Here is a 12,390-nt window from a genome sequence, read left to right on the forward strand (position 1 = left end):
CGCAACTATGCAGGGTTTTTCACATCTCGATGAGCAGGGCAAGGCTGCCATGGTCGATGTTTCTGACAAAGCCGTTACTGCTCGCAGAGCGGTAGCAACTGGACGTATTCACATGCATGTTGACACGCTCAGAGCGGTAAAAGAGCAGAATTTAAAGAAGGGCGATGTATTGGCTGTTGCACGTATTGCAGGCATTCAAGGGGCTAAAAAATGCAGTGACCTGATCCCTTTATGCCATCCGCTGGCGCTGAGTAAAGTGGATATTCAGTTTCGTTTTGAGGACTCAGCCATTGTCGTCACCTGTGAATGCAAATTGAAAGGACAGACAGGCGTTGAAATGGAGGCATTAACAGGCGTAAATGTGGCGCTACTGACTATTTATGATATGTGTAAAGCTTTGGATAAAAGTATGCATTTTGAGGGAGTGACCTTGCTGGAAAAAACGGGAGGACGCGGTGATGGCTAGGGTAACCGTTAAGTTTTTTGCACAAGTGAGAGAGCTGGCCGGCGTAGAAGAAGTGCCGCTATCTATTGAAGACAATGCAACGTTGGACAGTATTCGTCAGGTATTGAGTGAGCAAAATGAATCATTTAAGAACGCGTTAGCAGGCACGATTGTTATGGCGCGAAACCAAACTATTGTAAAGGCCGATACCAAGGTGGCTGATGGCGATGAAATTGCGTTCTTCCCGCCGGTTACGGGGGGGTAATGGTCGTCGCAACCATTCAATTTGAGCCACTCAATATTGGTCAGTTACAGGCGCAGTTATTTGAGCAAACAAAAGGTGCCGGTGCCTGTGTGTGTTTTACAGGCTCAGTCAGAGACTATAATAAACATGGTGCAATAGAGGGAATTGAACTTGAGCACTATCCTGGAATGACCGAAAAGGCCTTACTGGCCCTAGCCGCGTCGACACAAAAAAAGTTCAATTGTGACGGGGTTGCCATTGTCCATCGTGTTGGCAAGGTGCTAAACCATGAGCCTATTGTTTGGGTGGGCACTGCAAGTGCGCATCGAGAGGCCGCTTTTAATGCTGCTATGTATGCGATGGATGCACTCAAGCAGTCTGTACCCTTGTGGAAGCGGGAATGGTCGGGGCAACATGCAACCTGGGTAGACAGCAAAGCCGCTGACGTGAAAGCCTTTGAACGCTGGCAAACAAGTGTTGAGGATGAATGACCAGTAAGTTTGTCGTCATGTTAATTGTTTTGTTTTTGAATGGCTTTGTGAGTTTGGTTTATGCTCAAACCGACGATGTGCCCAAAGTAAGAATTGCAGTGTCAGCTAATTTTTATGGACCTATAAAAGCCATGGCCCCATCCCTTGAAAATGCCTGTGAATGTTCGCTTTCGTTTACGGTTGGCGCAAGTGGTGCGCTTGCTGTTCAGTTTGCCCATGGTGCCCCCTATGACTTGTTTCTGTCTGCAGATAAAGACAAACCTGAATGGCTGTATCAGCAAGGTCTGACTACCGCTAAACCCGTTACTTATGCCATTGGCAAGTTAGTGCTTTTAGACAAATACAGAAGTAATCTGCGTTTTGAGGATTTGGCGAAACCGGTTCAAACGCTCAGTGGCAACCCCATTAAAATTGCAGTTGCAAACCCCAAAACGGCGCCTTATGGCGTTGCAGCAATAGAGGTCATTGACCGACACACAAGCCATCAACAAGTGCAACTGGTTAAAGGCAACAACGTGATGCAAGCCATGCAGTTTTTTACAACTGGAGCGGTTGATCAGGCCATCGTATCTGCCTCATTGGTGGTAGCTCAACCTATTTACCGCGACATGGCGGCAGAGGTTCCTCGATCTGCGTATACCGCACTGGCACAGCAAGCCGTTGTTAATATAAGCGGTCAAACAGAACTCGCTGAAAAGCTACTGGCCATTTTATTAAGTGCGCCAATGCAAGAAACGCTAAGTACACTGGGTTATTTTCCAGTACAGGGGGAGGGAATATGACAGCTGAAGACTGGCAAGCAGTCCAGCTGACTGCGTTACTAGCGGCTGTTAGCAGTCTACTTTTGCTGGCCTTTGCGCTGCCATTTTCATGGTGGTTGGCACACTGGCATAATCGTATGAAACCCATAGTTCTTGCATTCATAGCATTGCCTTTGGTTATGCCTCCTACTGTACTTGGGTTTTATTTGTTGGTGGCCTTTTCGCCTAACCACCCTTTCGGCGCTATGTGGCAGTCATGGTTTGGTAGTCCGCTCACTTTTTCTTTTACCGGTCTGGTGCTTGGCTCAATGGTATATTCACTGCCTTTTGCTGTGCAGCCCCTGTACTCAGGATTTAGTCAGTTTAATCATCAGTTGCTGGCAGAGGCCAAAGTACTTCACATTTCAAAGTCTACTTTATGGCGACGAGTGATTTTACCCGCTTGTTTGCCTGCAATTCTGGTCTCTTTGGGGTTGAGTTTCGCCCATACATTAGGCGAATTTGGTGTGGTATTAATGATTGGCGGCAGTATCCCGGGTGAAACTCGTGTCGTGTCCATTGCATTATTCGAGCACGTGGAATCGCTCAATTTTACTCAGGCTCACCAACTGGCGGCGGTACTAACCGGCTTTTCATTTTTCATGTTGATGCTGTTGTATTCCAGCGGACGTAAGAGGCGTGTAGCATGGAATTGGACTTAACAATTGTGCGCGACACTGCCATGTTGGGCCGGGTCGCTGTCCAGTTTAAAGAAAAGGTAGCCACTGTCGGTATATTTGGCGTGTCGGGCGCGGGAAAGAGCACCTTGCTATCCGCCATTGCTGGACTACTTCCTTCTTCAACAGGTCAACTTAATTGGGATGGTCACACAATCAGCCCTGCAACAACGAGTCCTTTATTGAGCCTCGTTTTTCAACGTCCTGCACTTTTCCCGCACATGACTATTGGCGAGCAATTGCATATGGTTGCGGCTCGTCCTTTACGCAGATTGAGCGCAGTTTCTGATATCAGTGAAGGTTGTCAGATAAGCCATCTCCTAAACAAAAGGCCTCACCAGCTCTCGGGCGGTGAGACACAACGGGCAGGTCTTGCCCGTGCGCTTTCCTATGGTCCGTCGGTGTTACTACTCGATGAACCTTTTAGTGCATTGGATTGGGACACTAGAATTCAGCTACAGCAATATTTGCGTGCGTGGCAGAATAAACACGACGTAAACATAATTATGGTTTCTCATCAGCTGGAGGATTTGTCAGCTTATTGTGATGGTTTAATTAAGTTTGATGGATTTGAAGCGGTTGATTTTGGTTCGAGTGATCAGGTTCTACAGCGGCACTTTCACGGTGCTGCGCCTGACGAGCAGGTCTCGGTGATCAGAGGAAAACTGCTAGAAGTAAATTCCGAAAGCAATGCTGTGGCTTTGGAGGTAGAAGGGGTAACCATCCAGGTTAAGTCGGCTATCACTCATCGTGGGCATGGCACATTTATTCTCCACCCCCAACAGATTATTACAGACCGCTCTGATGGCGTGCATCCGTCTTTGCTTAATGCCTTAATTGGCGAGGTTGTGAGTATCACTGGTACGCAAGATGGCAATAAACTTGTTGGTATCAAAGTAGGCGAGACCGCATTACTCGCTGCGGTTAATAAGCTCGCTTTTGAACGTAAACCTTTTGTTGTGGGGGAGTCAATCACTGCACGATTCGGTGTGGTGTAACAACCCCATTACTCATCCCAAAATTTGGTTTCACCGTCCTTGTCCCATAGCCCCCAATAAGCACCCACATCGCCTTCTGCATCCACTTTCCAAGCTTCGTCAAAGGCCGAAAAATAAAATAAATCAATGTTGTTTTGTTCGGTCCACTCACAAGCCTGAATAAAATACCGCATGGCAAATTCTTCAGAGGGTTGTGCTTGGCCTTCCAGAGAGCCTTTGTTTGGCCAACCTGTTTCACTGATGATCACGGGCCGTTCACCTGCAATCGCTTTCGCCCGGTAGTACATATCTCGCATGTAGATATGCGCATGCTCGATAGAGTAACCTTCCCAGAACGGGTAACAGTTGGCAAATAATACGTCGCAGACGTCAGCGACCTGTGGAAAATCTTCAAACAGATAGTAAGCGTCAACGTAGCCAACGGGGATATGTGGTACGGCTTTTTTAACGCGTTGGATGTAGTCAATGAGTTGTTCTGGCGTTAACTCTTCTCTCAATAACACTTCGTTGCCAACGGCCAGCAGATTGACATCTCCGCGTTTGGCTAGCTCGATGCCTTTTTCAATCTCAATGTCATTGTTTTCAAGGTCTTCATCAAGCCACACTCCTACTAGTGTTTTGAGCCCTTGGTCTTTGGCAAGGGCAGGGATTCGTTCATTACCCTGTGTACAGGAGAAGGTCCGAACCCAGCGGCAGTGATTTGAGATCACTGCCAAACGACTGCTTATTTGTTCATCGGTAAGTGCTGAACCAGGGCCTTGTCCTTCTAGATAAGGGCTAAAACATAAACCGTGCAGCTTTTGCTGCATGATTTCTTTAATGCGCTCTCGCGGGTTATCTGTACCCGCAAAAACATGGCCGCGTCGCTTTTTATATGGGTTCATACGAGACATGAAGTTAACTCCTACGCACTCTGCTTAAATAAGTGTGCTGTTGGCACTGAAACCGTAATTTTCTTTATAGTATTGTTGCGTAAAAACAGGGCTTTACTCGTTTCTACGTCAAGTTTTCCATGCTCCGCATTGATAGTACCGCGATCAACAGTGTCAACTTGAGCGGTCAACCCTGAACTGCCTTCATGCAGTCGGTAGATGATAGGTACCTGACACCAGGTAAAGGCTAAACTACCGGGTTCTAAAGTGAGCTTTTGCCAGTCTCCGTTAACATCAAGGTATTCAAAATCGGTTTGTGATGTTACGAATTCCTGCTGTCTAAGTAAAAACGGATTGAATGTCACAGCACCTTCTTCAACAAAACAGCCCAGCTCATTCAGACGAGTTAACAACTCTTCTTTTACCTGTCCAGTCATACCGGGCTGTTGGGCACCTGCATGTTTTGGAGTATGCGAATAGGGGTCGGTTGGGAATGCACCGTACTCTTCAGGTGTTTTATTAAAGCCAATGCCTTCTCGAATGCGGTAATAGTAATCACCTAATGCTTGTGTAACATCATCCATACAACGGTTCTGCATACTGTCTATCACGCATTCTTGGGCTGCCAGCAGCAGTTTTGAGACCATATGCCAGTAAATACAACCCAAACCCTCGAAGCCAAACATGCCACCCGAGCGACCGGTAAAGGCGTTGTGATTAAATACTGATTCAAATATTTCTTGCAACTCAGCAAGTGTTTCTGCGTTGGCCAGACTAGGATAATCCTCTGCAATACTGGCATATTTTTCAGCGAGTACGCCAGCATTAGCAATGTCACTGTTGAAGCGATAGTGACCTTTTGCATCCTGTTTAATAAGTCGTGTATCACCTGCTTTAAGCATCGTCGTGATCAAATCAATTGATTGTACTCTGTCGCTTGGAATACAGTTCTTACTTAAGAAGGAGGCTTGTTTCCGATCAGGATAGAGCATAAAGGTTTTTTGATCGTCTCTATACATGTCACTGGAAAACAGGCTCTGTAGTACTGGTAATGCCTGCTCGGCACTCAACGCGCCAGAACTCAATGCTGCTACTTGGCCTTCAAGCATGGGGTACAAGTGCTTCACATTGAGCGAATTGTCATCAACAGTGAGTGTGTTATAGGCATGGTATAAGCCGTCTTTTTCCAAATTGTATTCGATACTGTGCTGGATGAGTGTTGTTGCTTGTTTGCACAACGCTATCGCGGCAGAAATATCAGTACTTACTTTGGTTAACTGAGGTGATGCGCTGTAAACAGATTGTCTGAATTTACTGGCTGACTGACCTAAACGTTGCAAAACACTGTGTTGCAATTCGCTGGAGACCCTTTTATCTGTCAATTGCGTTGCGGCATCTGCCAGTATATCGGTGGTTTCTTGCAACCAAGTAGCAACTTGCTGAGTAAGCTGATAGTGGGTGTTACCTTGCTCATGCTCTCGTTCCAATAGCTTAATCATAAAGTCGAGATAACGATTGGTATAATAAAGCGTGACCATAGACAACCCTTGGCCAACCAGGGCATTGTTTGCATCATTCCACTCGGGACGCTGTGTATTTAGCCAGATTCCGCCATCAATAACCAAGTTACTGAGTTTGGTCAGTAAAGGCACTAACAGCTTTTCAAACAAGTTCACTTGGTACACAGCGTTATTGCTATTTAAAATAAGCTTTCCGTCGGCCCCCATATCAGCAACACGCTGGTCTATCAGGTGCGCCAACTGTTCGTCAAATAGCACGGTATCTTTTGGATTTTTTACAATCTGCTCGTAGTCTTTAATGCGATAAGGCACATTGGCATAACAATAACGCTCAGCATTCAAGAGCTCACTAAGTTGACCAGGCCAAAATTTGTCAGATAGCTCTAGTAATTTGAGCAGATAGATAATCTGGTGATCACCCCAATAGCCAATGTAACTCCATGGATCATCGGGTTCTTCTACCTCCCAATCAATACCTTGCTTGGTAATGCGGTAGGGGTTGTAGCCATCAATGGTTGATGCATTGACGAACTTGGCGATAACTGCGTCAATAAAAGCAGGGTAGCTTAATGCCAAGGCTTCCCAGTTCTGAAAAATATCTCGCCAGTTTCCTTGGTAAGACAACAAAGGGGCGCCCAATTCATCTTTTAGCTCTATGGCAAATTGATTCCACGGACGGCTAGGGTCGCCATGACGCCGGCCAAATGTAATGGGAAGGTATTCACTCAATAGACGTTGTAACTGGGGGTCGCCACTCTCTTTTGCGACCGCGTCTAAACGAGATAAGTCAAACACATCTGGCAGGCTATTTAAACGCACTTTATTAGCTTCAAACACGTATTTGTTAAAGTGCTTGATGGTTTTGATGATATCAGACTTAGTGATACTGTATTGATCGGCGAATATGCCACCGCGCAACACATTAAACAGTGTATTTGCATAATGGTGAAGTGCGACTTCAGGCTCGCCAGTAGTCTGAAAGCCATCAGATGCTGCCATTATTCTGGCAAGGTTGTCGCTACCTTTCTCGTAGGACGCATCCAGGTCTTTTTGCACTGTATCTGGTGAGGCTAACGCTTGCTGTAAACTGACGATGTCCGCTTGGTCCTGTTCCACATCAACGACCAATGTCCAGCTTTGCTGTTCACCGGCTGCAAGTGTGACGGAGTGATTTACCAAGTAGGCGCCTCTCACTCCTCGGGAGCTCGTCATCGCGTTTATTGTTGCGCCGGATTTAAACAGCGTGACAGCTTGACTGTCTAGACTCACTGTGGCGTCGGGTATACCAGTACAAAAAATGGTAGTCGCTCTTAGCGCTTCCACCGGTTCTGCTCGGTCTGTTATCGCAGAATATAGGGTGTACAAGGCTAACTTGTTGTGCGGATCCATTTCTGTCCATTTATAGGCATCCACTAAGTTACTTGATTGCGTTTGCGTGAATCTTGGCGTGCCAGCGGGCAGTACATTTTGTAAGCCGTCCAAAAATTCTAGTTGGACGTCGTCTTCATTATTATTGACAAGTTCACAAATTCGGCAGAGTCCAAATTGTTCTGAAAATCGCCACGTGTAGGCAAAGGTTAACCCTAGGTCGTGATTGATTTCTTCAAATCGCAATACGTTGCCCAGTGCACTTTTATACAAGTGTTGCGAACACGCGTATTCACTACTGTGTTCTGGGTTGAAAGGTTGCCAAAGCTGAGACTGGCCGTTATGTCCATGCTTTCGGATGAGCGTTTTGGGGCCAGAGTGCGGCGTGCTCTCGTAAATTTTGTCTACCGTTATATAAGGAAAGACGGCAGTGTCAGGCGATACTCGTCCCATGGTAACGCCACCATTTGAGGCAGCAAACAGCCAGTGGTCTTGATCAGATATCAGACTAATGAAAAAAGGAGGCATCTGATCAACGTGTTCAATTTTATAAAATGACTCACCATTGATGCTGGTAAAAGTGCCTGACGTTTTAATGTGTAAGCTGTCTGTCATAAGTCATGCGCATGTAATAATTATATTGATCGATAAACCTAGTGATACGGTCGTGTAAAGCAAATTAAACTCGCCAAGTCGGACTCTTCTTGCGATTAAATGCGCAGTCATCTTCTTAAGCGAAATATCACTGTTTTTGTCTTTTGAAATCTAAAAAAAAAGCCCTTTACAAAGGTAAAGGGCTTTTGGTTTTTAGGCGACTGAGAAGCGACCAAAATACTCTGATCGCCAACTTAGTCGTATTACTGTTTCTCCATGATGAAGCGCCACCACACGCCAGCACCAGATTCAATGTCTACGGTCATGCGTGAATTGTCATCGGAAAACTCAACCATATAAACGGTGGTTGCTGTGACTGTACCGCCATTGCCCAGCTCACCATCATTAACAGCCTTGGGAATGCCAACGTATCCACCTACACCATTGATGGTCAGCATGCCATTGTCCATGTCCAATTCCCAAGTATATTCACCCGCGCCATCATGGGGAGCGACAGGGGTGCCGCACTCTTCACCGGTTACTCCCTGCCAAGCTTCAAGCCAAGTATCATCGCCAAGCACGTTGTCAAAGGTGCCGTCTTCCATAAAGACATAGTCGTCGTCATAGAAGCAAGCTCTGGTGGTAACGCCTGCGTCATCAATCGCCCACCAGCTTATGTCGCCCATTGCCGGACCTACACCTAGTGAGTTGGCCTCAGGGGCAACCCGCCATGTACCTACGATAGGTGGCGCCTCAGGAAGTGGCTCTGGTTGGACGGTTTTGATCATTCTGTAGCGCCACCACACACCAGGACCAGCTTCAATATCGATTACCACAGTGTTGTCATCTTCCCACATGACATCATAAGTCACGTTCGGTGGTACAGATACACCAGGCAATTCACCCGCATTGACGGCTTTTGGTATACCCATGTAGCCACCCAGCCCGTCGATGAAGAGAGTACCAGTATCTTCAGTGTCTTCGGTGTATGTCCAGGTATAATCGCCGGCGCCGTCATGAGGAGCAACTGGCGCACCACACTCTTCACCCGTTACACCCTGCCATGCTTCCAGCCAGGTATCATCGCCGAGGACGTTATCGAACGTACCGTCACGGTCAAATACGTACTTATCATCATAGAAGCAAGCCCGTGTTGTTACACCTGCATCATCGATTGACCACCAACTGATGTCGCCTTGTGCAGGACCTACTCCTAACGACCCAGCTACTGGTTCTACTTGCCACGTTCCTGCGAATGTACGTTCAGGTGCAGGACCTGGGTTTCCAAAGCTTTCCAGTTTTTGCATGACAAACTGCCACCATACACCTGTGCCAGCCTCAATAGTCACAATCATTCGGTCGTTGCCAACCTCTTCAATTTGATAGGTCACATTGGGTGGAGTTGGCACTGCTGGTAATTCGCCTGCGTTTACGGCTTTTGGTATTCCTACATATGATCCAAATCCATCAATCAGCAAAGTTCCAGCATCAGCATCATAGCTCCACGAACCTGTAGTCATGCCGTCATGAGGCGAGACAGGTGTACCACAGTTTTCTGGGTTTCCACCTTGCCACTCTTCAAGCCAGGTATCATCGCCAAGTACATTTTGGAATGTACCATCTTCGTTGAATACGTAAGTATCATCATAGAAGCATGAGCGGTCTGATACGCCTTGATCATCAATGGCAAACCAGGTGATATCTCCCTTCGCAGGACCGACACCCAAAGAGCCAGCTTCTGGCGCTACTGCCCATACACCTTCAAGTGCAAATGGACCTTCGATGGGAGGCGCAGGTGGAACAGGGGCTGAAATACCACACCCTCCAGGGCTACCGCATGACAAGGTGATATTGTCAATTAACACATCTGCTGCACCCGTGGGTTCGAAGACGAACATGCTTTGAATTGAGCTGGTATCCAGTGGGCTAAAGCCTTCGCCACGGAAAGCTATTAGGTCATTGACCTTCACGCTTACCGTTGTCCACGTATTAGCAGCGAAGCTGTCAGCATCCAAACTCACCTGGCCAAGAGCAGGATAGCCACTGTCCATCTTAACGAGGAACTCACTGTCCGCTTCTGCACTTCTTACATAAATATCAAAACGAAGCTCGCCCGCGTGCAACTCAGCAAAGTTAGGATTGTTACCCATGCCAAATAATTCGATAGGTTCTACTACCGGATTGATTGAGATGTTACCGCTGTTGGAGGTGACTACTTCAATGACATTTCCGCGGCCATCAAACGGCACTTCTGCAAAAGAGAGCGCGCCATCATTATTCCAGAAAGAGTTAAGCGCAAGAGGACGTTCAAATAGTTCACCGACAATTGTCCAGCTGTATGTAGCGGGTTCATCAATGTAAATATCAAAAGATTCAGTGACCGGGCGTAATGGATCTGGCGTCTCTAAGTCTGGATTGACGTTTGAGTTACACCCTTTACCGTCTGGTGTATCGTATGAACAGCGGTAAACGCGAACATAATCCACTTCCAGTTCACCGGGTAAAGATGAATCTTCAACTAGGTTTCCAGTGAGATTTCCACCCACAGCCAAGTTGAGGATCAAATAGAACTCGGTATCAAATGGGGCGCCATCTTCAGCGAGTTCATAGGTTTCTTTAGCGTCATTATAGAAATATGAATAATAGCTATCTGATGTAATGGTTTTAAAATGAATGTCGTTCACAAAGAACCGAATTTCATTTTGTTCCCATTCAACCGCGTATTCATTGAATTCTGTTGCATCAATCTCAGCAGGCAGTCTCTCGGAAATAGACTGCTGCAAAGGCCAAGGGAAACCGTGAAACAGGGTTGAGCCTAGGAATTCTGTTTCAGCAACACCGGGATTAGCCGCCTCCATAATGTCGATTTCACCGGTGGCTGCCCAGCCGTCAGAACCATAAGGTGAATTGCTAGACAGCATCCAGAATGCACCCCAAAGGCCTTGCCCTGAGGTTGTCTTAAGCGAAGCCTCAACACGACCGTATTTAAAGTCGAGCTTGCCAGCCGTAGTGATTCTGGACGAGGTGTACGGGAAGCCATCTTGTACGGACTCTGCGCGAGCGGTAATTTTCAGGGTGCCATCGGACACAGAAGTATTCTGGTCAGTATACCACTGCTGTTCATTGTTACCCCAGCGCTCTAGTCCCCTGTCAGAACCGTCTCCGAGATCATAGCCCCAGTTACTGGTGTTAAGTGCGTCGCCGTCAAACTCATCGCTCCACACAAGTTCCCACTCTTCAGTAGGTTCCGGGTAGAATGGTGCAGTTACAGGAGATTCCTTGGTGTCACCGACTGTATCGCCCCCTCCACAAGCTGTTAAAAACAGCCCTGTGGACGCAATCAGTAACGCGTGTGTGAGTGTTCGTCTACGGTTAGTCATTTTTGTCCTCGTTTCCGATTTTATGCGTGCAACAAAAAGTAAACATTTTGTTAATCATGCAATATATGAGGATGTAATTTAATTGTTAATACCTGATTCTCCTATTTGCGGTCAGGTGGGACTAGTCTGGGGTGAAGCGGACTGGGCAGCGTCGACGTAGAATTTTTTAAGCTATTCAGGTGGTGTAAAATTGAGAAAAATGTTGGCGGTTAATCTACCTGTTGCGGGATTGGCATCGATATCGGTTTTAGGGTGAATGACACCAGAATGCAACAGATTACCCGGATAAATAGCCAACCGATTCTGTGCATAAGGTATTTCACCGATCTTGGTAAACTCGGAATGTGAACCATCAACATATCCCTGACTGAACGCGCTATGACCATTCACAAACTCGCTGATCGACGACAAATATCGATTGACGTTTGACTCATCGACACGTTCTATGTGTGTGGCGTCATGGCGGTAAAAGGCTGTTCCACCGTGTCCATTTGGATTCAAGTAATGCAGTAGGGCCAGCCGATATTGGTCTGTACCATCAAAATGTGGGAATTGTTGTTCGACAGACAATTCTTGCGGCTCAAGTGTAACGAGGGAGTAATAGCTGTCGAAAAACGCGACTTGATAGTCTTGTGGTATTTGATAAATCTTTGTTATTACAGGCAGCATAGCGGTGGCAACCGCTAATACGTATTGTTCAGGAAGTTTTGCTCGGATACCGGGGTAGTAAGTTGGTGATGTTTCAAATTCTACTTGTTCAATGTTCTGTAGCAGGCTGGGTACCAGATTTTCTAGGAAATTATCAAGAATAAATACGGGCGACTTTTCTTTGCCGACATAACTAAAATAAGGTTTGGCAGCTCGATTTATTTTGAACGACATGGTCAGTCTTCCCCAACATAACGACGTATTTTTCAGACTACCTGATTTTTTTCTCAGCGTCAGGACCCTTTCATTTTGTCGGTCTTTGTTTTAGAGCAATAGTCATTGACTCAATGTAA

At 46.6% G+C, this 12,390-nt stretch carries 10 protein-coding genes; 6 read left to right on the forward strand and 4 right to left on the reverse strand.

The features are described 5' to 3' along the window. Positions 1 to 7: 7 nt before the first annotated feature. The 6 genes from moaC to DRW07_RS05970 are packed head-to-tail and all read left to right on the forward strand — an operon-like array spanning position 8 to position 3,655. Positions 8 to 466 carry a cyclic pyranopterin monophosphate synthase MoaC gene (gene moaC, locus DRW07_RS05945; protein ID WP_124026987.1) on the forward strand — a complete coding sequence of 153 codons (459 nt, stop codon included), beginning with the start codon at positions 8 to 10 and terminating at the stop codon, positions 464 to 466. Further along, positions 459 to 710: a molybdopterin converting factor subunit 1 gene (gene moaD / locus DRW07_RS05950; protein ID WP_124026988.1), complete on the forward strand. Its 252-nt coding sequence runs from the start codon at positions 459 to 461 to the stop codon at positions 708 to 710. The genes moaC and moaD overlap by 8 nt, the downstream gene beginning before the upstream one ends. Continuing rightward, positions 710 to 1,180 (forward strand): molybdenum cofactor biosynthesis protein MoaE, encoded by a 471-nt coding sequence (locus DRW07_RS05955; protein ID WP_124026989.1) that lies wholly within the window; start codon positions 710 to 712, stop codon positions 1,178 to 1,180. Before moaD ends, DRW07_RS05955 begins: the two co-directional genes overlap by 1 nt. Then, complete coding sequence (gene modA, locus DRW07_RS05960; RefSeq protein WP_124026990.1) at positions 1,177 to 1,962, forward strand: molybdate ABC transporter substrate-binding protein; 786 nt, start codon at positions 1,177 to 1,179, stop codon at positions 1,960 to 1,962. The genes DRW07_RS05955 and modA overlap by 4 nt, the downstream gene beginning before the upstream one ends. Next, positions 1,959 to 2,642, forward strand: coding sequence for a molybdate ABC transporter permease subunit (gene modB / locus DRW07_RS05965; protein ID WP_124026991.1), 684 nt, complete (start codon positions 1,959 to 1,961; stop codon positions 2,640 to 2,642). Before modA ends, modB begins: the two co-directional genes overlap by 4 nt. Next, positions 2,627 to 3,655, forward strand: coding sequence for an ATP-binding cassette domain-containing protein (locus DRW07_RS05970; protein WP_124026992.1), 1,029 nt, complete (start codon positions 2,627 to 2,629; stop codon positions 3,653 to 3,655). Before modB ends, DRW07_RS05970 begins: the two co-directional genes overlap by 16 nt. 8 nt (positions 3,656 to 3,663) lie before the next feature. Here the strand turns inward: DRW07_RS05970 and DRW07_RS05975 are convergent, their stop codons facing one another. The 4 genes from DRW07_RS05975 to DRW07_RS05990 form a co-directional block, all read right to left on the reverse strand. Then, positions 3,664 to 4,548, reverse strand: coding sequence for a glycoside hydrolase family 17 protein (locus tag DRW07_RS05975; protein WP_205665371.1), 885 nt, complete (start codon positions 4,546 to 4,548; stop codon positions 3,664 to 3,666). Between the two features lie 11 nt (positions 4,549 to 4,559). Then, positions 4,560 to 8,030 (reverse strand): hypothetical protein, encoded by a 3,471-nt coding sequence (locus DRW07_RS05980; protein WP_124026993.1) that lies wholly within the window; start codon positions 8,028 to 8,030, stop codon positions 4,560 to 4,562. Between the two features lie 242 nt (positions 8,031 to 8,272). Then, positions 8,273 to 11,389: a glycoside hydrolase family 16 protein gene (locus tag DRW07_RS05985; RefSeq protein ID WP_124026994.1), complete on the reverse strand. Its 3,117-nt coding sequence runs from the start codon at positions 11,387 to 11,389 to the stop codon at positions 8,273 to 8,275. 171 nt (positions 11,390 to 11,560) lie between these two features. Further along, a complete protein-coding gene (locus DRW07_RS05990; protein WP_124026995.1) occupies positions 11,561 to 12,271 on the reverse strand; it encodes a DUF6445 family protein in 711 nt (236 codons plus the stop codon). Positions 12,272 to 12,390: the final 119 nt, after the last annotated feature.

This window comes from Paralteromonas sediminis (assembly GCF_003820355.1).
Lineage (GTDB): Bacteria > Pseudomonadota > Gammaproteobacteria > Enterobacterales > Alteromonadaceae > Alteromonas_F > Alteromonas_F sediminis.